Origin of the sequence: Rossellomorea sp. SC111 (genome assembly GCF_024733565.1) — a bacterium.
GTDB lineage: Bacteria > Bacillota > Bacilli > Bacillales > Bacillaceae_B > Rossellomorea.
Genome location: NZ_JANIOC010000021.1, coordinates 25084 through 45279 on the forward strand (window position 1 = coordinate 25084; position 20196 = coordinate 45279).

The 20196-nt window shown below is 42.5% G+C and carries 19 protein-coding genes and 1 other annotated feature; all 19 genes read right to left on the reverse strand.

The annotated features are described in order from the left end of the window. Positions 1 to 26 precede the first annotated feature (26 nt). On the reverse strand, positions 27 to 656 hold the full coding sequence (gene rplC / locus NQ095_RS20590) for a 50S ribosomal protein L3 (protein ID WP_060674124.1): 630 nt from the start codon (positions 654 to 656) through the stop codon (positions 27 to 29). A gap of 35 nt (positions 657 to 691) precedes the next feature. Continuing rightward, positions 692 to 1000, reverse strand: a complete 309-nt coding sequence (gene rpsJ / locus NQ095_RS20595) for a 30S ribosomal protein S10 (RefSeq protein WP_034676072.1) — start codon at positions 998 to 1000, stop codon at positions 692 to 694. A gap of 1172 nt (positions 1001 to 2172) precedes the next feature. Then, positions 2173 to 3363: an elongation factor Tu gene (gene tuf / locus NQ095_RS20600; protein ID WP_034765989.1), complete on the reverse strand. Its 1191-nt coding sequence runs from the start codon at positions 3361 to 3363 to the stop codon at positions 2173 to 2175. Between the two features lie 127 nt (positions 3364 to 3490). Then, a complete protein-coding gene (fusA, locus tag NQ095_RS20605; RefSeq protein WP_258265260.1) occupies positions 3491 to 5569 on the reverse strand; it encodes an elongation factor G in 2079 nt (692 codons plus the stop codon). 50 nt (positions 5570 to 5619) lie between these two features. Beyond that, positions 5620 to 6090, reverse strand: coding sequence for a 30S ribosomal protein S7 (gene rpsG, locus NQ095_RS20610; protein WP_034765993.1), 471 nt, complete (start codon positions 6088 to 6090; stop codon positions 5620 to 5622). A gap of 44 nt (positions 6091 to 6134) precedes the next feature. Next, positions 6135 to 6557, reverse strand: a complete 423-nt coding sequence (gene rpsL, locus NQ095_RS20615; protein WP_034765995.1) for a 30S ribosomal protein S12 — start codon at positions 6555 to 6557, stop codon at positions 6135 to 6137. 99 nt (positions 6558 to 6656) lie between these two features. Further along, on the reverse strand, positions 6657 to 6905 hold the full coding sequence (locus tag NQ095_RS20620; protein WP_258265261.1) for a 50S ribosomal protein L7ae-like protein: 249 nt from the start codon (positions 6903 to 6905) through the stop codon (positions 6657 to 6659). 160 nt (positions 6906 to 7065) lie between these two features. Then, a complete protein-coding gene (gene rpoC / locus NQ095_RS20625) occupies positions 7066 to 10665 on the reverse strand; it encodes a DNA-directed RNA polymerase subunit beta' (protein WP_060674131.1) in 3600 nt (1199 codons plus the stop codon). Positions 10666 to 10716: 51 nt separating this feature from the next. Further along, positions 10717 to 14274, reverse strand: a complete 3558-nt coding sequence (rpoB, locus tag NQ095_RS20630) for a DNA-directed RNA polymerase subunit beta (RefSeq protein WP_034766001.1) — start codon at positions 14272 to 14274, stop codon at positions 10717 to 10719. A gap of 232 nt (positions 14275 to 14506) precedes the next feature. After that, positions 14507 to 15115 (reverse strand): class I SAM-dependent methyltransferase, encoded by a 609-nt coding sequence (locus NQ095_RS20635; RefSeq protein ID WP_258265278.1) that lies wholly within the window; start codon positions 15113 to 15115, stop codon positions 14507 to 14509. A gap of 114 nt (positions 15116 to 15229) precedes the next feature. After that, on the reverse strand, positions 15230 to 15589 hold the full coding sequence (gene rplL / locus NQ095_RS20640; protein ID WP_258265262.1) for a 50S ribosomal protein L7/L12: 360 nt from the start codon (positions 15587 to 15589) through the stop codon (positions 15230 to 15232). Positions 15590 to 15647: 58 nt separating this feature from the next. Next, positions 15648 to 16148 (reverse strand): 50S ribosomal protein L10, encoded by a 501-nt coding sequence (gene rplJ, locus NQ095_RS20645; protein WP_201716436.1) that lies wholly within the window; start codon positions 16146 to 16148, stop codon positions 15648 to 15650. A gap of 42 nt (positions 16149 to 16190) precedes the next feature. Continuing rightward, positions 16191 to 16335 (reverse strand) — a sequence feature (ribosomal protein L10 leader region). A gap of 51 nt (positions 16336 to 16386) precedes the next feature. Then, the gene (gene rplA, locus NQ095_RS20650) at positions 16387 to 17088 is read right to left on the reverse strand and encodes a 50S ribosomal protein L1 (protein ID WP_060674142.1); all 702 of its coding nucleotides are present in this window, start codon (positions 17086 to 17088) and stop codon (positions 16387 to 16389) included. A 125-nt stretch (positions 17089 to 17213) separates the two neighbouring features. Then, positions 17214 to 17639: a 50S ribosomal protein L11 gene (gene rplK / locus NQ095_RS20655; protein WP_032085258.1), complete on the reverse strand. Its 426-nt coding sequence runs from the start codon at positions 17637 to 17639 to the stop codon at positions 17214 to 17216. A gap of 176 nt (positions 17640 to 17815) precedes the next feature. Beyond that, a complete protein-coding gene (gene nusG / locus NQ095_RS20660; RefSeq protein ID WP_098353402.1) occupies positions 17816 to 18349 on the reverse strand; it encodes a transcription termination/antitermination protein NusG in 534 nt (177 codons plus the stop codon). Positions 18350 to 18519: 170 nt separating this feature from the next. Continuing rightward, positions 18520 to 18699, reverse strand: a complete 180-nt coding sequence (gene secE, locus NQ095_RS20665) for a preprotein translocase subunit SecE (RefSeq protein WP_044340513.1) — start codon at positions 18697 to 18699, stop codon at positions 18520 to 18522. 44 nt (positions 18700 to 18743) lie between these two features. After that, positions 18744 to 18890 carry a 50S ribosomal protein L33 gene (rpmG, locus tag NQ095_RS20670; protein WP_079534455.1) on the reverse strand — a complete coding sequence of 49 codons (147 nt, stop codon included), beginning with the start codon at positions 18888 to 18890 and terminating at the stop codon, positions 18744 to 18746. 72 nt (positions 18891 to 18962) lie between these two features. Continuing rightward, a complete protein-coding gene (sigH, locus tag NQ095_RS20675) occupies positions 18963 to 19568 on the reverse strand; it encodes an RNA polymerase sporulation sigma factor SigH (RefSeq protein WP_229597131.1) in 606 nt (201 codons plus the stop codon). 116 nt (positions 19569 to 19684) lie between these two features. Then, positions 19685 to 20194 (reverse strand): NYN domain-containing protein, encoded by a 510-nt coding sequence (locus tag NQ095_RS20680; protein WP_060674147.1) that lies wholly within the window; start codon positions 20192 to 20194, stop codon positions 19685 to 19687. Positions 20195 to 20196: the final 2 nt, after the last annotated feature.

Genomic DNA, 20196 nt, shown 5'->3' on the forward strand with positions numbered 1-20196 from the left:
GTTTCCTCCTTTCTTGAAAAGTTCTATTAGTTTGCTTTAATAGCAGACTTTACTTTGATCAGTTGTTTCTTAGGTCCAGGCACATTACCTTTGACTAAGATAAGGTTACGTTCAGCATCAACTTTTACAATTTCAAGGTTTTGAATTGTAATTTGCTCTCCGCCCATACGTCCAGGTAGTAATTTACCTTTGAATACACGGTTTGGATCTACAGGACCCATTGAACCGGGACGACGGTGGTAACGAGAACCATGGGACATAGGTCCGCGTGATTGGTTGTGACGCTTGATAGCACCTTGGAAACCTTTACCTTTTGAAACTCCTGTTACATCTACGATTTCGCCTGCAGCGAAAATATCAACTTTGACTTCTTGACCAACTTCGTACTCTTCTACGTTTACACCGCGGATTTCACGGATGAAGCGCTTAGGAGCAGTTTCAGCTTTAGCAACGTGGCCTCTCTCTGGTTTGTTAGAAAGCTTTTCACGTTTGTCTTCAAAACCTACTTGGATAGCTTCGTAGCCATCAACGTCTGTAGATTTCTTTTGAAGTACCACGTTTTGAGCAGCTTCGATAACAGTTACAGGGATAAGATCACCGTTTTCAGCGAAAACTTGAGTCATACCAATCTTTCTTCCTAAGATTCCTTTGGTCATAAGTCACACCTCCTAATTATTATGGTTTTTATGAATTAAAGTTTGATTTCGATATCTACACCTGATGGTAAGTCTAAACGCATAAGCGCATCAACTGTTTGAGGTGTTGGGTTTACAATGTCGATTAAGCGTTTGTGAGTACGCATTTCGAATTGCTCACGAGAATCTTTGTATTTGTGCACAGCACGTAAAATTGTATAAATAGACTTTTCAGTCGGTAGTGGGATCGGTCCTGAAACCGCCGCACCAGAACGTTTTGCTGTTTCAACAATTTTCTCAGCTGATTGATCAAGAATCCTGTGATCATAAGCCTTTAAACGGATACGAATCTTTTGTTTTGCCATTATTTTCCCTCCTTTATCGCCTATTTTTGAATAGACATTCTCCACAGAAATTTCCCACACACTCGCCATGGCAAAGCGGCCGTGTGTGTCAGCAACCTTCTGTTTCATCGCAGTCAAAGACCAACATTGTCTATTATAACTAAAACACCCAGAAGAAGCAAGGGTTTCTTGCAATTTCTTTATGTTTTGCACACTTTCTCTATTATACAAACGAACCGTTTAATTTTCAAGGTTATGTGTTATTTTCACAATATTTAATATAGCGGATAATATTATTATTAATATGGCTTTTTAGTCAGAGACGATATATTCCTTTATGTAAGTACATGTTGATTTCCACACCAGTCAGCTCGTTTTCCGCGGGGTGGGCGGTGAGCCTCCTCGGGGCTTCGCCCTGCGGGGTCTCATGATCCAGCTGCGGCGGCTAGTCTCTCGAGGTCATAAATCAAATCAACCAAAAAGGCAAAGATCGCCTTTCCGGTTGATTCGCCTTATGCTTGTCGGGCCTGACCAAGCCGCCTCCGCTTTTCGTTCTGTTCCACGTTTCCCGCAGGAGTCGAGCTGCCTTCCGTTTCAATCAACAATGGGTTATTAAATTCACTGGTATATATAGAGCAGTTGTTTAAATTGTATATGAGTGCGAAAAGTATGAATGTAGTGACTACCTTCATTGACATTCACTTAAAATATAATGAACCCCTTTATATATAGAAGAAAGTCAAAAACATTTACACTTTTCTTAGGTGTAAGTATCTTCATTCATCACACATGATAAGAGTGAAGTAAGAGAATTTCAGCCTGAGTAAAGTACGATCTTTTATTCATGTCTCTATTCTCAATATTGAACTCGACAAAGGTTTGTGAAATATATTCAAGGCACATAATGGAATTCTTGCAGTCGCCAGCTGTTGATCGGAGTGCAAGACGAAGACTCCTGCGGGAAAAGCGGAATAGGTGAGACCCCGCAGGAGCGATAGCGACGAGGAGGCTCGCCTTCCGCCCGAGGAAAGCGAAGTCTTGCACGGAGATCAACAGCGGGTCAGTAAAACGATTCATTTTGTCCTTTAGATTAGATCAAATTTGTTTTGTCCATGTAATTTACTCCCCTCTTATTAAAAATGCGCACAAAAAAACAGATGGACATGAAGTCCATCTGTTTTTGATATCATTGATTACTCAGTGATTGTAGCTACTACTCCAGCACCTACAGTACGTCCACCCTCACGGATAGAGAACTTAGTACCTTCTTCGATAGCGATTGGAGCGATAAGCTCAACAGTCATTTCGATGTTATCGCCAGGCATAACCATTTCTACACCTTCAGGAAGGTTACAGATACCAGTTACGTCAGTTGTACGGAAGTAGAACTGTGGGCGGTAGTTAGTGAAGAATGGAGTGTGACGTCCACCTTCTTCTTTAGAAAGAACATAAACTTCTGCTTTGAACTTAGTGTGTGGAGTGATTGTACCTGGCTTAGCAAGTACTTGTCCACGTTGGATATCTTCACGAGCTACACCACGAAGTAGTGCACCGATGTTGTCTCCAGCTTCAGCATAGTCAAGAAGCTTACGGAACATTTCTACACCTGTTACAGTAGTAGATTTAGGCTCTTCAGAAAGACCGATGATGTCGATAGTGTCTCCAACTTTAACTTGTCCACGCTCAACACGACCAGTAGCAACTGTACCACGACCTGTGATTGAGAATACATCCTCAACAGGCATCATGAATGGCTTGTCAGTGTCACGCTCTGGAGTTGGGATGTAGCTATCTACAGCTTCCATAAGTTCGAAGATTTTCGCTTCCCACTCAGCATCTCCTTCAAGAGCTTTAAGAGCAGAACCTTTGATTACTGGTACATCATCGCCAGGGAAATCGTACTCAGAAAGAAGGTCACGAACTTCCATTTCTACTAATTCAAGTAGTTCTTCGTCGTCTACCATATCACATTTGTTCATGAATACAACTAGGTATGGAACACCTACTTGACGAGAAAGAAGGATGTGCTCACGAGTTTGTGGCATTGGGCCATCAGCAGCAGATACTACTAGGATCCCACCATCCATTTGTGCAGCACCAGTGATCATGTTCTTAACATAGTCAGCATGTCCTGGGCAGTCAACGTGTGCATAGTGACGAGTATCAGTTTCATACTCAACGTGCGCAGTAGAGATTGTGATTCCACGTTCTCTTTCTTCTGGAGCACCGTCGATTTGGTCATATGCCATTGCAGTTCCACGACCATACTTCTTGTGAAGTGTAGTTGTGATTGCAGCTGTTAGAGTTGTTTTACCATGGTCAACGTGACCGATTGTACCGATATTCGCATGTTGCTTGGAACGATCAAATTTTTCCTTACCCATTTGAAAATCCTCCTTTGATTTTAAGAAAATAAGTATATTTTGGGTGTCTCAGAGACGGTTAAACACCCTCTCTGACACAACAATTGCTTACATTAGTATTTATACTTTATAAAAGCGAATAAATCAATTATTCACCTTTATTTTTTTTGATGATTTCTTCAGAAATCGATTTAGGTACTTCTTCGTAGTGATCGAAGTGCATGGAGTATGTTCCGCGCCCTTGTGTGTTAGAACGAAGGGAAGTTGCATATCCAAACATTTCTGATAGAGGTACGAACGCTTTAACGACTTGAGCGTTACCGCGAGCTTCCATACCTTCTACGCGTCCACGACGGGAAGTAACGTCACCCATGATATCTCCAAGGTATTCCTCAGGGATAACAACCTCTACTTTCATCATTGGCTCAAGGATGACCGGCTTACATTTAGAAGCAGCATTCTTAAGTGCCATTGATGCAGCGATTTTGAACGCCATCTCAGAGGAGTCGACGTCATGGTATGAACCATCGAATAATCTTGCTTTAACATCAACAAGTGGGAAACCAGCTAAGACACCATTTTCTAGAGCGTCAGATAGACCGGCTTGTACTGCAGGGATGTATTCACGAGGAACTACACCACCAACGATACCGTTCTCGAATTCGAATCCTTTACCTTCTTCGTTAGGTGAGAATTCGATCCAAACGTGTCCGAATTGTCCACGTCCACCAGATTGACGGGCGAACTTACCTTCAACTTTAGCCGTATCACGGAAAGTCTCACGGTAAGATACTTGAGGAGCACCTACGTTTGCTTCTACTTTGAATTCACGTCTCATACGATCAACGATGATATCTAAGTGAAGCTCACCCATACCGGCAATGATGACCTGTCCAGTTTCCTGGTCAGTGTGCGCACGGAATGTTGGATCTTCCTCTTGAAGTTTTTGTAGAGCAGTCGTCATTTTATCTTGGTCAGCCTTTGATTTAGGCTCAACAGATAGAGAGATAACCGGCTCTGGGAATACCATGGATTCTAAGATAACAAGGCTCTTTTCATCACATAGTGTATCTCCAGTACTTGTATCTTTCAGACCTACCGCTGCTGCAATGTCTCCAGCGTAAACAGTAGAGATCTCTTCACGGGAGTTAGCGTGCATTTGCAGGATACGTCCTACACGTTCACGTTTACCTTTAGAAGAGTTTCTTACGTATGAACCAGAATCTAATGTTCCAGAGTACACACGGAAGAAAGTTAATTTACCAACATAAGGGTCAGTTGCAACTTTGAACGCCAATGCAGAGAATGGAGCATCGTCAGTAGATGGACGAGTTACTTCTTCTTCTGAATCAGGTACAAAACCTTTGATATCTTCAACATCTGTTGGTGCTGGAAGATAGTCGATAACTGAGTCAATTAGTAATTGAACCCCTTTGTTTTTGAATGCAGATCCACATACTACCGGGTAGAACTCGACAGTTAGTGTAGCCGCACGGATAGCAGCTTTGATTTCATCGTTAGAAAGTTCTTCACCTTCTAAGTACTTCATCATAAGCTCTTCATCAAGCTCAGATACAGCTTCAATTAGTTTTCCGCGGTATTCTTCAGCTTGATCTTTGTACTCTTCAGGAATGTCACGAGCTTCTGCGCGAGTTCCGAGGTCATCTTCATAGAAATATGCTTTCATTTCTACTAAGTCGATGATTCCTTCGAAGTCATCCTCAGCACCGATTGGAAGCTGAATTGGATGTGCATTAGCTTGTAGACGCTCATGTAGTGTACCTACAGAGTAAAGGAAGTCAGCACCGATTTTGTCCATTTTGTTAACGAACACAACACGGGGAACCCCGTAAGTTGTTGCTTGGCGCCATACAGTTTCAGTTTGAGGCTCAACACCAGATTGAGCATCAAGTACTGCTACTGCACCATCAAGTACACGCAGGGAACGTTCAACTTCAACAGTGAAGTCTACGTGTCCAGGTGTATCGATGATGTTGATACGATGGCCTTTCCATTGGGCTGTTGTAGCAGCAGAAGTGATTGTGATACCACGTTCTTGCTCTTGCTCCATCCAGTCCATTTGAGAAGCACCTTCGTGAGTTTCTCCAATTTTATGGATACGACCTGTATAAAATAGGATACGCTCAGTTGCAGTTGTTTTACCGGCATCGATGTGAGCCATGATACCGATATTACGAGTGTTTTCTAAGGAGAACTCTCTAGGCATGCGGTCTTTCTCCTTCCTTATATAAGAATGTTTGTTTGATTAAGGTCAGATTACCAACGATAGTGAGCAAACGCTTTGTTCGCTTCAGCCATCTTGTGTGTATCTTCACGCTTCTTGACAGAAGCTCCAGTGTTATTAGCTGCATCAAGGATTTCGTTAGCTAAACGCTCTTCCATTGTCTTCTCACCGCGAAGACGAGAGTAGTTTACTAACCAACGAAGACCTAATGTAGTACGACGCTCTGGACGCACCTCTACAGGTACTTGATAGTTTGAACCACCTACACGACGAGCTTTTACTTCTAATACCGGCATGATATTTTTTAAAGCTGCATCGAATACTTCCATTGCATCTTTACCTGAACGCTCGCTAATGATATCAAACGCTGCGTATAATTTCTTTTGAGCTTTACCTCTTTTACCGTCAATCATGATTTTGTTGATTAAACGAGTAACTAATTTAGAATTGTACATTGGATCAGGTAAAACGTCTCTTTTTGCTACAGGACCTTTACGTGGCATGTGATTTCCTCCTTTCAACGAGAAATGAATTTATAGTAGTTTTATTATTTTTTAGCTGCTTTAGGGCGCTTAGTTCCGTATTTAGAACGTCCTTGCATACGGCCGTCAACTCCAGCTGTATCAAGCGCACCACGTACGATGTGATAACGTACTCCCGGTAAATCCTTTACACGTCCTCCACGGATAAGAACAACACTGTGCTCTTGAAGGTTATGTCCGATACCAGGGATGTAAGCAGTAACCTCGATTCCATTTGTTAAACGAACACGTGCATATTTACGTAGCGCCGAGTTCGGTTTCTTTGGAGTCATTGTACCAACACGAGTACATACACCACGTTTTTGTGGAGAAGACAAGTTCGTGTGCACCTTCTTAAAGCTGTTATAACCTTTGTTAAGAGCTGGTGACTTTGATTTAGTTGATTTTGACTGACGAGGCTTGCGAACTAATTGGTTAATAGTTGGCATTTTGTTTTCCTCCCTTCTTATTTGGTAAGCCCACACATCCAGGTGGTTCTTTTTTGGGTAAAAGTAAAGTTTTTGTAGATCGTTTCTACAAAAACTATTTTACTGTATAATCGCAACAGCTGCTGCTCCAACATCTATTCCGCACGATTTACCAAGTTTCTTCATCGAATCCACTTTGCTAACCGGTACATTAAGATCAATCGCGGCCTTAACTACTTTTGCTGTAACCTTGGGATCAGCATCCTCCGCAATTACAACTTCGAGCACATGACCAGTTTTTAGAGCTTTCACTGCTTGCTTTGTTCCTACAATAATTTCATTAGCCTGCGCTACTTTTTCATAAGACATTTCATATCCTCCAAAGTAACAGGTTATTAATAGGAGCAACCTTGAATATATTATCATCTTAAAATCTCTCTGTCAACAAAGATTTAAAAGATTTATAAAAGCTAACTCTTAAGCCTGTTGTTTGAGTAATCAAACCCGCCTAAGAGTTAGCCTAAATAGATTACTCTACTGTTACTGTTTCTTCACTAGTATCTTCTGCTAACACCGGTTCTGCTTTACGGTAGCGTTGCATACCTGTTCCTGCTGGAACCAGCTTACCAATGATAACATTTTCTTTCAATCCTAGTAACTCATCACGTTTTCCTTTAATCGCAGCGTCCGTTAACACACGAGTTGTTTCCTGGAATGATGCTGCGGATAAGAAGGAATCTGTTTCAAGTGAAGCTTTGGTGATTCCGAGCAATACAGGACGTCCTGTTGCCGGAAGCTTACCGCCGAACAATGCTTTCTCGTTCGCATCCCTGAATTGGTGGATATCCATAAGAGTACCCGGAAGTACTTCAGATTCACCAGCATCGATGACGCGGACTTTACGTAACATTTGACGGACCATGACTTCAACGTGTTTGTCGCCGATTTCAACCCCTTGCATACGATATACCTTTTGTACTTCGCGAAGCAAGTATTCTTGAACGGCAGACACATCACGGACTTTAAGAAGTTCTTTCGGATCGATCGAACCTTCAGTGATTTCCTGACCGCGTGCGACCTTATCGTTTACAGCGAACTTCAAGCGCGCTGTGTAAGGAGCTGTGTAACTTCTCGTTTCCACATCACCTTGTACGGTAATTTCGTACTGACGATCCTTCCCTTCACTGATGGATGTGATCACACCATCGATTTCAGAAATGACAGCTTGACCTTTAGGGTTACGCGCTTCGAAGATCTCTTGGATACGCGGTAAACCTTGAGTGATATCGTCTCCTGCAACCCCACCTGTATGGAACGTACGCATCGTTAACTGAGTACCCGGTTCCCCGATGGATTGAGCAGCGATGATACCGACAGCTTCCCCGACTTCGACTTTTTGACCTGTTGCAAGGTTCGTTCCGTAACATTTTTCACACACACCGTGTCTTGTGTTACATGTGAAGGCAGAACGGATCGAAACATGTTCTACGCCAGCATCAATGATCGTCTTAGCCAAGTCTTCTGTGATCAGCTGATTTTCTGTAATGATGATTTCGTCTGTCTCAGGGTGACGCAATGTCTTGCGTGAGTAACGACCAAGTAAACGTTCTTCAAGAGGTTCGATGATTTCCGTACCTTCTTTAATGGAGCCTACGAGTAAGCCTCTGTCCGTTCCACAGTCTTCTTCACGAACGATGACGTCCTGGGCAACGTCAACTAGTCGACGTGTCAGGTAACCTGAGTCAGCTGTTTTCAGTGCAGTATCGGCAAGACCTTTACGGGCACCATGGGTAGAGATGAAGTACTCAAGAACCGTCAGACCTTCACGGAAACTTGATTTGATCGGTAACTCGATGATACGACCAGCCGGGTTGGCCATCAGTCCACGCATACCGGCAAGCTGAGTGAAGTTAGATGCGTTACCACGGGCACCTGAGTCACTCATCATGAAGATCGGATTGCGTTTATCCAGTGTCGCCATTAACTTACCTTGAATCGTATCTTTCGCAGCACTCCAGATGGAGATAACACGATCGTATCTTTCATCTTCTGTAATGAGACCACGTTTGAATTGTTTCAATACGTTGTCTACTTTACTTTGCGCTTCGATCAAGATCTCTTCTTTTTCCGCTAGTACGACGATATCTGCGATACCAACCGTAATACCGGCTTTTGTAGAATATTTGAATCCAAGGTCCTTCATCTTATCAAGCATACGAGACGTTTCTGTGATGGCAAACTTCTTGAACACTTCTGCGATGATATTCCCTAAGAAACCTTTTTTGAACGGGTTGATTAACTCACGGCTTTGGAATACTTCCTTCACGTCCGTAGACGGATCAACAAAGTAGTTCTCAGGAGTCGCAACTTCCAAGTTCGTTCTTGTTGGCTCGTTGATGAACGGGAATGTATCAGGTAAGATCTCGTTGAAGATTACTTTACCTACCGTTGTTAATAATAATTGTTTGTTTTGCTTCTCGGTGAACGTTTTGTTGTTGATGGTGCTTGCATGGATCGCAATACGTGTATGCAAGTGTACATAACCATTTTGATATGCAAGGATGACTTCACTTGCATCATTGAAGATCATACCTTCACCAACAGCATTTTCACGTTCAAGTGTCAGGTAATAGTTACCTAATACCATATCCTGGGACGGAGTAACAACCGGTTTACCGTCTTTCGGATTTAGGATGTTTTGAGCTGCAAGCATCAGCATGCGCGCTTCAGCTTGAGCTTCAGAAGATAGCGGTACGTGAACCGCCATTTGGTCACCATCGAAATCCGCATTGTATGCAGTACATACAAGTGGGTGAAGACGGATCGCTCTACCTTCGACAAGAGTTGGTTCAAATGCTTGAATACCAAGTCTGTGAAGGGTAGGTGCACGGTTTAACAATACCGGATGTTCTTTGATGACGCCTTCTAATACATCCCATACTTCCGGCTGTACGCGTTCGATCTTGCGCTTCGCACTCTTAATGTTGTGAGCCAGGCCTTTTTCAACAAGTTCTTTCATAACGAAAGGTTTGAATAACTCAAGAGCCATTTCTTTAGGAAGACCACATTGGTACATCTTAAGGTTAGGTCCAACAACGATTACTGAACGGCCGGAATAGTCAACACGTTTACCGAGAAGGTTCTGACGGAAACGACCTTGCTTCCCTTTAAGCATATGTGAAAGGGATTTTAATGGACGGTTACCTGGTCCAGTAACTGGACGGCCGCGACGACCATTATCAATTAAAGCATCCACCGCTTCTTGTAGCATACGCTTCTCATTTTGAACGATGATGCTCGGGGCACCAAGGTCCAATAAACGCTTAAGACGGTTATTACGGTTAATAACACGACGATATAAATCATTTAAGTCAGAAGTCGCAAAGCGTCCACCGTCAAGTTGAACCATCGGGCGAAGCTCTGGAGGGATGACAGGAAGGACATCAAGGATCATCCAGTCCGGATCATTCCCTGAGTTTCTGAAAGATTCCACTACTTCCAACCGTTTGATTGCACGGGTACGGCGCTGACCTTGAGCTGTTTTCAGTTCTTCCTTCAAGAAATCAGCTTCTTTATCCAAGTCGATGTCCTGCAGAAGCTTTTTAATGGCTTCCGCTCCCATTGCAGCTTGGAATTTCACTCCGTACTTCTCACGGTATGCACGGTACTCTTTTTCAGAAAGAAGTTGCTTTCTTTCAAGAGCCGTATCACCTGGTTCTGTTACAACATAAGAAGCGAAGTAGATGACTTCTTCCAAAGCACGTGGAGACATGTCTAATACAAGACCCATACGGCTTGGGATTCCTTTGAAGTACCAGATGTGAGATACAGGGGCAGCAAGTTCAATGTGACCCATACGTTCACGACGAACTTTAGCCTTTGTTACTTCAACACCACAGCGGTCACAAACGACGCCTTTATAACGGACACGCTTGTATTTACCACAGTGACATTCCCAGTCCTTCGTAGGACCGAAAATACGTTCACAGAACAAACCATCTTTTTCTGGTTTTAATGTACGATAGTTAATCGTTTCGGGCTTTTTAACTTCCCCGAAAGACCATGAACGGATCTTATCGGGGGAAGCTAAACCAATTTTCATATACTCAAAATTATTTACATCTAGCAAGGGGCCTACCTCCCTTTTAATCTACAGGCTCTAACCCTAATTGCTCTAAATTTATTCTTTAGACCCTACTGTCTCGGATTCCTGTGCATTAGATTCAGAGATATTTAGCGTGTCTGCTTGTTGTACTTCTTCTTCGTCCTCTAAGTCGCGCATTTCGATTTCTTCTTCGTTACTAGAGAGGATCTTAACATCCATACCTAAACTTTGAAGCTCTTTGATCAGAACTTTGAATGATTCCGGAACACCAGGTTCAGGAACGTTTTCACCCTTGACGATGGCTTCGTATGTTTTCACACGACCCACAACGTCATCGGACTTAACTGTAAGAATTTCTTGTAGAGTGTAAGCAGCACCGTAAGCTTCAAGTGCCCATACCTCCATCTCACCGAAACGCTGTCCACCGAATTGGGCTTTACCACCAAGTGGCTGTTGCGTAACAAGTGAATAAGGTCCGGTTGAACGTGCGTGAAGTTTGTCATCAACCATGTGAGCAAGTTTGATCATATACATGATTCCAACTGATACACGGTTATCAAACGGTTCACCCGTTCTACCATCGTAAAGAACGGTTTTGGCATCGCGTGCCATACCTGCTTCTTCAATTGTTGCCCATACATCTTCCTCACGTGCTCCATCAAATACTGGTGAAGCGACATGAATACCGAGGTATCTTGCTGCCATTCCCAAATGAAGCTCCAGCACCTGACCGATATTCATACGTGATGGTACCCCAAGCGGGTTAAGCATGATATCAATCGGTGTGCCGTCTGGTAAGAACGGCATGTCTTCTTCAGGAAGGATTCTTGAGATAACACCTTTGTTACCGTGACGACCAGCCATTTTGTCCCCTTCAGAGATCTTACGTTTCTGAACGATGTATACACGTACAAGCTGGTTTACACCTGGTGGTAATTCATCGCCATCTTCGCGGTTGAAGACTTTCACATCAAGGATGATTCCGCCGCCACCATGTGGTACGCGAAGGGATGTATCCCGGACTTCACGGGCCTTCTCACCGAAGATTGCGTGAAGCAGACGCTCTTCAGCAGTCAGTTCCGTTACACCTTTAGGCGTTACTTTACCGACAAGGAGATCGCCATCTTTGACTTCAGCACCGATGCGGATGATTCCACGCTCATCAAGATTGCGAAGTGCATCTTCACCAACGTTAGGAATATCACGAGTGATTTCTTCAGGTCCCAATTTCGTATCACGGGACTCAGATTCATACTCTTCAATATGAATAGAAGTATAAACATCATCTTTTACAAGACGCTCACTCATGATGATCGCATCTTCATAGTTGTAACCATCCCAAGTCATGAATCCAACCATGACGTTACGTCCCAAGGCGAGTTCACCTTTCTCCATGGAAGGACCATCAGCAAGGATTTCTCCTTTTACTACACGGTCGCCTTCACTTACGATCGGACGCTGGTTGTAACATGTACCCTGGTTAGAACGGATGAATTTCTGCATACGATACTTATCGAGGTCACCCTTTACTTCCTGACCATCGATTTCTTTCACACGACGTACCCAAACTTGTTTCGCTTCAACCTTTTCCACAATACCTTCGTATTTACAGATCACGGCTGCACCGGAGTCTTTCGCAGATACGTGTTCCATACCTGTTCCGACGATCGGTGATTCCGGGTTCATCAAAGGTACTGCTTGACGCTGCATGTTCGCTCCCATAAGAGCACGGTTGGAGTCATCGTTCTCTAAGAATGGAATACATGCTGTCGCAGCTGATACTACTTGTTTAGGAGATACATCCATGTAGTCAAGGCGTTCACGCTTGATGACCGTATTCTCACCGCGGAAACGGGAGATGACTTCTTCATCAAGGAATGCACCGTCATCTCCAAGACGCGCGTTCGCTTGTGCCACTACATAGTTATCTTCTTCGTCTGCTGTCAAGTAATCGATACGATCGGTTACTTTCCCGGTATCGGGGTCGACACGACGATACGGCGTTTCGATAAAGCCGAATTTATTCACCTTCGCAAAGGAGGAAAGTGAGTTGATCAGTCCGATATTCGGACCCTCAGGTGTTTCAATCGGACACATACGACCATAGTGGGAATAATGGACGTCACGTACTTCGAATCCAGCACGTTCACGTGTTAATCCACCGGGCCCTAAAGCAGAAAGACGGCGTTTGTGCGTTAATTCTGCAAGAGGATTCGTTTGATCCATGAATTGAGACAATTGAGAGCTTCCGAAGAACTCTTTAATTGATGCAATAACAGGACGGATGTTGATCAGTTGTTGAGGCGTGATCGTGTTCGTGTCCTGAATGGACATTCTTTCACGGACCACACGCTCCATACGAGATAAACCGATACGGAATTGGTTCTGAAGCAATTCACCAACCGAACGTAAACGACGGTTACCTAAATGGTCAATATCATCTGTAAGTCCTACTCCATGTAATAAGTTAAAGAAGTAAGAAATGGAAGAGATGATATCTGCAGGTGTAATGTACTTAACCTCTTCTTCAACATACGCATTGCTGATTACGTTGATTTCAAAATCTCCCTCTTCGTTAGGAGAATAGATTTTGATAGATTGAAGAACTACGTCTTCTTCTAAAACGCCGCCGGACTGTTGGTAGTTTTTGAAACCAATGCCGTTTTCTAAATAAGGGATGACCTTATCCAGGGCGCGACGGTCAAGAACCGTGCCTTTCTCTGCCAGAATCTCTCCCGTTTCCGGATCTGCTAGAGTTTCTGCTAGAGTTTGACCGAATAAACGGTTCTTAATGTGAAGCTTTTTGTTCATTTTGTAACGTCCAACGTTTGCTAAGTCATAACGCTTAGGATCAAAGAAACGAGAAACGAGTAAACTTTTAGCATTTTCTACTGTAGGAGGCTCTCCCGGACGCAGACGCTCGTAAATCTCGAGCAATGCCTTGTCGATACCTTCCGTGTTGTCTTTCTCGAGCGTGTTACGAATGTACTCATTATCACCGATCAAATCGATGATTTCTTGATCAGAGCCAAACCCAAGGGCACGTAAAAGAACCGTTACCGGTAGTTTGCGAGTTCGATCAATTCGCACATATACAACATCTTTTGCATCTGTTTCATACTCAAGCCAAGCTCCGCGGTTTGGTATAACGGTAGCAGTAAACCCTTTCTTTCCGTTCTTATCTACTTTTCCACTAAAGTAAACACTAGGTGACCGTACTAGCTGAGATACGATAACGCGCTCAGCACCATTGATGACAAACGTACCTGTGTCTGTCATTAATGGGAAATCACCCATAAATACGTCTTGATCTTTTACTTCTCCTGTTTCCTTGTTCACAAGACGGACTTTTACTCTAAGCGGTGCAGAGTAAGTAACATCTCTTTCCTTTGATTCTTCCACCGAGTACTTTGGCTCTCCCAGACTATAGTCAATAAATTCCAAAGAGAGATTACCAGTGAAGTCCTCAATCGGAGAAATGTCACGGAACATTTCTCTTAACCCCTCATCAAGAAACCATTGATACGAGGAAGTTTGAATTTCGATTAAATTCGGTAATTCTAAAACTTCACTGATACGCGCAAAACTTCTGCGTTGGCGGTGTCGTCCATACTGAACTAGTTGACCTGTCAACTGATTCACCCCTCAAATCAAGCGTTTTGTTTGTGTCTATATGCCTTAAAGTAGGATTTCTACTCTACACAAGACAAAAAGAAAAAGGGTTTTAATGATAAAACCTCATTTTCAAATGACGAACTATTATTTTATAATCTTTTCCAATTTATCCAACATGTATACATATGGACATAATACCGGAAAATAATATTTTTGCATTTTATAATGTTATCATAGCAAATAAGCTACGTCAACGGATTTCTTTTACCGATTTCAAGATGTAGTATCCCTTTTTTCTGGTGACGACTTCTACATTTGAAAATATTTTTTCCATTTTATCCATGGCAGAGGGAGCACCTTGCTTCTTCTGAATAACGACCCACAATTCCCCGCGTTCCGTCAGATGGTCGTAACTCTTCTCAAGAATTGAATGAACCGTTTCTTTCCCTGCTCGTATCGGAGGATTTGTTAAAATAGCGGCAAATTCCTTTTCATTGACGTCCGTATACCGGTCACTTTGATAGATTTTAACGTTTTGAACTTTATTTTCCCCAGCATTTTCTTTCGCTAAGGATAGGGCCCTCTCGTTTACATCAATCATATGGACCGTCCGATCACCAAAGTCTTTCGCCAGGGACAATCCGACCGGGCCATAACCGCAGCCGACATCAAGTATCGGTCCCGTAACATCAGGTAATTCAAACGCTTCTATCAACGCTCTTGATCCAAAGTCAACTTCCTTTTTCGAGAAGACACCCTGGTCTGTTTTAAAACGGAATGTGTGTCCCCTTAATTCAAAGGTGATCATTTCCGGCTTACTCTCCACCTCAGGGTTACGGGAATAATAGTGATTGGTCATTATATCATCTCCATCCATTGATAGATCCCGCCCGGCAGCCAAAATAGTGCCTTTATAGATGCCAGACAAGAAAAAAGCCCGCCAAATATAGCGAGCTTTTCATCTATACAATCATTACTTAACTTCTACGCCAGCTCCAACTTCTTCAAGTTTAGCTTTAAGTTCTTCAGCTTCCTCTTTAGAAATACCTTCTTTAAGAGCTTTAGGAGTGTTATCAACCATTTCTTTCGCTTCTTTAAGGCCAAGACCTGTGATTTCACGAACAACTTTGATAACCTTGATTTTTTGAGAACCAGCGCTCTCAAGAACTACGTCGAATTCAGTTTGTTCTGCAGCAGCGTCAGCGCCACCAGCAGCAGCAGCTACAGGTGCAGCAGCAGTTACTCCGAATTCTTCTTCGATTGCTTTAACTAGATCATTTAGTTCAAGAACTGACATTTCTTTAATCGCGTCAATGATTTGCTCTTTACTCATTTTAAATTTCCTCCTTGTGATGTTTGCTTAATTTTTTATTTAAACGACTTGCTTTAGCTTACGCGCCTTGCTCTTCTTTTTGATCTGCAACGGCTTTTGTTGCCAACGCAAAGTTGCGCATTGGTGCTTGTAGCACGCTGAGTAGCATAGAAAGAAGTCCTTCGCGGTTTGGAAGTTCAGCGATTGCTTTAACATCCTCAACAGAAGTGATTGTTCCTTCGATGACACCCGTTTTGATTTCAAGTGCTTCGTGTTCTTTAGCGAAGCTGTTAAGGATCTTTGCAGGTGCAACTACTTCTTCTGTACTGAACGCAATTGCGTTAGGACCAGTTAAGAATTCGTTTAACCCTTCAAGACCAGCTTCTTCTGCCGCACGACGTACCATAGTGTTTTTGTACACTTTGAACTCGATGCCAGCTTCACGAAGTTGTTTACGAAGCTCAGTTACTTCGGAAACGTCTAGGCCACGGTAATCTACAACGATTGTAGATACACTGTTTTTTAGCTTGTCAGAGATTTCTCCAACGATGTGTTTCTTTTGATCTAGAATGCTGCTCATCATTACACCTCCTGTAGATTGACTGATGAACATTTATACCGTCATCCAATAAAAAATGCCCTTATATCAAGGTAGACATAAGGGCATTGCAAACACGCTATAAGCGGTTATTTTATCGCAATTACCTCGGCAGGATATTAAGCTCGTAATGAGCCCCTACTGTCTACGGTACAAATGTATTCGTTTTTTAACAACAGAACTAATTATAATCACTAGTTCTTAGTAAGTCAATACCAAATTATGCCTTAACTGCGAAAGTTGAAGGATCGACTTTAACGCCAGGTCCCATTGTAGAAGTTACAGAAACATTTTTCATGTAAGTTCCTTTTGCAGCAGCAGGTTTAACTTTAAGCATTGTTTCATACATTGTAGCAAAGTTTTCAACAAGCTTTTCGTTGTCGAATGAAATCTTTCCAACAGGAACGTGAACGTTACCTGATTTGTCAGCACGGTATTCAACTTTACCAGCTTTGATTTCATTTACAGCTTTCGTTACGTCGAACGTTACTGTTCCAGTTTTAGGGTTTGGCATTAAACCTTTAGGTCCTAATACGCGACCAAGTTTACCAACTTCACCCATCATGTCTGGAGTCGCAACGATTACGTCGAACTCGAACCAACCTTGGTTGATCTTGTTGATAAGTTCTGCATCACCTACGAAATCAGCGCCGGCAGCTTCTGCTTCTTTAGCTTTTTCGCCTTTAGCGAATACAAGAACCTTTTGAGTTTTACCAGTTCCATGAGGAAGTACTACTGCTCCACGGATTTGCTGGTCGTTTTTACGTGTATCTACACCTAAGCGGAACGCTACTTCAATCGTTGCGTCAAACTTAGCGAAGTTTGTTTTCTTAACTAGTTCGATTGCTTCTTCCACTGAGTAAGCTGTAGTACGATCTACAAGCTTTTGAGCTTCAAGAAACTTTTTACCTTTTTTAGCCATTATAAATTTCCTCCTATATGTGGTTTTAGCGGAATAACCTCCCACGAAATAAGGTTGCGAGTGAAACGTACATTTCATCATCGCAACCTCGTTCAACAGGAACCTCTACTTTAACGAAGCAGGGATTAGTCTTCGATGACGATACCCATGCTGCGCGCAGTTCCTTCTACCATGCGCATAGCTGATTCAACACTAGCTGCATTTAAGTCAGGCATTTTTGTTTCAGCAATTTCACGTACTTTATCGCGTTTAAGTGTTGCCACTTTCTTGCTGTTTGGTTCGCCTGAACCAGACTCGATACCTGCAGCTTTCTTAAGAAGAACAGCAGCGGGTGGAGTTTTTGTGATGAATGTAAATGAACGGTCTTCAAATACCGTGATTTCAACAGGAATGATTAAGCCAGCTTGATCTGCTGTACGAGCATTGAATTCCTTACAGAATCCCATGATGTTAACACCTGCTTGACCTAGTGCAGGACCAACTGGTGGAGCTGGATTAGCTTTACCGGCAGGAATCTGCAATTTAACCATTTTGATAACTTTTTTAGCCACGAGACACACCTCCTTAAGTCCGTGATGTGGTTATTGGGTTTTTCACCCTCCCACTCAATGTAAAAAATGTCTTTATCAACATAAAGAACGTCTATTAGTTTCAGTATCTCTTTGTGGAGACGCACTGACTTATGAAATAGTACCATTTTTTCAGAATGATTTCAAGTTCTTTTCCATTATAATTTATCAATCTGGGAGAAATCCAGTTCTACCGGGGTGTCTCTACCAAACATATTAACGTGGACTTTGACTTTAGCTTTCGCATTATCGATCTCTTCAATCGAACCTGTAAAGTTTGCAAATGGACCTTCATTCACTTTTACAGTTTCCCCTAATTCGAAGTCGATCTCTACCTTTTTCTCTGTCATGCCCATTTGTTTCAGAAGATTTGTCACTTCTTCCGGCAGTAACGGAGTAGGCTTTGAACCTGATCCTGATGAACCGACGAAACCGGTCACTCCAGGTGTGTTTCGAACGACATACCAGGAATCATCCGTCATGACGATCTCAACAATCACATAACCTGGAAATACTTTCTTCTTAACTACTTTCTTCTTACCGTTCTTAAAGTCCGTTTCTTCTTCTTCAGGAACGATCACTCGGAAGATCTTATCTTGCATCCCCATCGTTTCAACACGTTTCTCAAGGTTTGCTTTTACCTTATTCTCATATCCTGAATACGTATGGACTACATACCAATTCTTTTCCATTACATAGGACTAAACGTCCGTCCCTCCTCGCTATTTAAGAATACTCATTCGCCTTTTTTCTCCAAATGAAAAAACCCGTAAAAAGATAACGGGCTCTAAGGTCATGTACTCTATTAACATTCATTATACCATGCTTTCATGGTATATATACAACTAATTCTATGTTTCTCTTACTTAGAACCAATGATCAATCGCATAAGTTCTGAGATGCCCAGGTCGATAACAGCAAAGAAAAGGGCAACAAATACCACTGTTGTAATAACCGTGATCGTATAGCGCGTTAACTCTTTACGTTTAGGCCAGCTGACCTTTCTCATTTCCGATGCAACATTGCGAAAGAATTTAAACATCCGTTAGTAACCTCCAACTAATATCAATACGCAAGACTTCTACACTATTTAGTCTCTTTGTGTAGGGTGTGAGCATTACATGTATTACAGAATTTCTTTAATTCTAATCGAACGGCCTGATTACGGTTTCCCGGCACGGAATAATTCCTGGAACCGCATACCGTACAAGCCAGTATTAATTTAGTAGTCATATTTTCCACCTATACTATACATAGTAAGTCCTATCAAAAATAACACGACCACCAAAATGTGTCAATATGACTTTACATCGTTATTTCGCGAACTTCCAAGTATCGTTCAAGCTTCCGTTTCACCCGCTGTAATGCATTGTCGATGGATTTCACATGGCGGTTCAGCTCTTCCGATATCTCCTGATAAGACTGCCCGTCCAAATATAGGGCCAGTACTTTCCTCTCAAGATCGCTTAACAGCTGGGCCATCTTGTCTTCCATATTATCGAATTCTTCGCGATTGATAATGAGCGCTTCCGGATCCATTACTTTCGCACCTGAAATGACATCTAACAGCGTTCGGTCAGATTCATCATCATAAATGGGTTTATCCAGTGAAACATATGAATTCAGTGGTATATGCTTCTGTCTTGTGGCTGTCTTAATGGCTGTAATGATTTGTCTTGTGATACAAAGCTCTGCAAACGCTTTAAAAGAAGTCAGCTTGTCCTCTTTATAATCACGGATGGCCTTGTATAATCCAATCATACCCTCCTGGACGATATCTTCCTTATCTGCCCCGATTAAAAAATATGAGCGGGCTTTCGCTCTAACGAAATTACGGTATTTCCTGATCAAAAAATCGAGCGCTTCGCTGTGACCCTGATGGACGGCTTCTATTATCTCTTCATCATCCATGCCTTCTAATCGATTATCAAGTGCTTCTGTCCTGATGATATTGCTCACACATATCCCCCCGAGCAAAACAATAGATAGAAATATTATACATTACAGAAAATTCAATCGTCAACCTATCATTGTTCCCCTCGACGCCATTTTTCGAAAATTTCAGCAACTTCTTCTGATAATTGGATCTTGGAAGCCGGCCGTTTCTCACTTGAATTCCTTACTTTTCTTTCAATCTTTTTTTCGATGACCTCCACCTCGGTCAAGAGCTCCCTCGCTGATTTGCGAAGGGCTCCCTGACCAAAGATGGCCCATTGCTCTGTAAAATCAGAAGTGGCTACATGAATCTGTGTTTTAATATTACTTAATTCAATAGCCAATCTTTCAATTCGTTCATCTGCCGTCTCATTTTCTCTAGTGAATAGTACTTCCACTTTATAATTTTGATATTTCCGGGCGATTCCCTGGACGTAGTATGCATCAAACACAACAATGACACGATAGCCCGTATACCCTTGATATTCTGCCATTTGTTCGACCAGGCGGTCTCTTGCTGCGGCTAAATCCTTCTGCTTCAAATCATTCAATTCCGGCCAGGCACCAATTATGTTATAGCCATCCACAAGGAGGATATCCATCT

Bases quoted from the DNA above. Each gene is read 5' to 3' on its own strand.
- rplC (WP_060674124.1), bottom strand. From the start codon at position 656: ATGACCAAAGGAATCTTAGGAAGAAAGATTGGTATGACTCAAGTTTTC.
- rpsJ (WP_034676072.1), bottom strand. From the start codon at position 1,000: ATGGCAAAACAAAAGATTCGTATCCGTTTAAAGGCTTATGATCACAGG.
- tuf (WP_034765989.1), bottom strand. From the start codon at position 3,363: ATGGGTAAGGAAAAATTTGATCGTTCCAAGCAACATGCGAATATCGGT.
- fusA (WP_258265260.1), bottom strand. From the start codon at position 5,569: ATGCCTAGAGAGTTCTCCTTAGAAAACACTCGTAATATCGGTATCATG.
- rpsG (WP_034765993.1), bottom strand. From the start codon at position 6,090: ATGCCACGTAAAGGTCCTGTAGCAAAAAGAGACGTTTTACCTGATCCA.
- rpsL (WP_034765995.1), bottom strand. From the start codon at position 6,557: ATGCCAACTATTAACCAATTAGTTCGCAAGCCTCGTCAGTCAAAATCA.
- NQ095_RS20620 (WP_258265261.1), bottom strand. From the start codon at position 6,905: ATGTCTTATGAAAAAGTAGCGCAGGCTAATGAAATTATTGTAGGAACA.
- NQ095_RS20635 (WP_258265278.1), bottom strand. From the start codon at position 15,115: ATGACCAATCACTATTATTCCCGTAACCCTGAGGTGGAGAGTAAGCCG.
- rplL (WP_258265262.1), bottom strand. From the start codon at position 15,589: ATGAGTAAAGAGCAAATCATTGACGCGATTAAAGAAATGTCAGTTCTT.
- rplJ (WP_201716436.1), bottom strand. From the start codon at position 16,148: ATGAGCAGCATTCTAGATCAAAAGAAACACATCGTTGGAGAAATCTCT.
- rplA (WP_060674142.1), bottom strand. From the start codon at position 17,088: ATGGCTAAAAAAGGTAAAAAGTTTCTTGAAGCTCAAAAGCTTGTAGAT.
- nusG (WP_098353402.1), bottom strand. From the start codon at position 18,349: ATGGAAAAGAATTGGTATGTAGTCCATACGTATTCAGGATATGAGAAT.
- secE (WP_044340513.1), bottom strand. From the start codon at position 18,699: ATGTTTAAATTCTTTCGCAATGTTGCATCGGAAATGAGAAAGGTCAGC.
- rpmG (WP_079534455.1), bottom strand. From the start codon at position 18,890: ATGACTACTAAATTAATACTGGCTTGTACGGTATGCGGTTCCAGGAAT.
- sigH (WP_229597131.1), bottom strand. From the start codon at position 19,568: ATGGATGATGAAGAGATAATAGAAGCCGTCCATCAGGGTCACAGCGAA.
- NQ095_RS20680 (WP_060674147.1), bottom strand. From the start codon at position 20,194: ATGGATATCCTCCTTGTGGATGGCTATAACATAATTGGTGCCTGGCCG.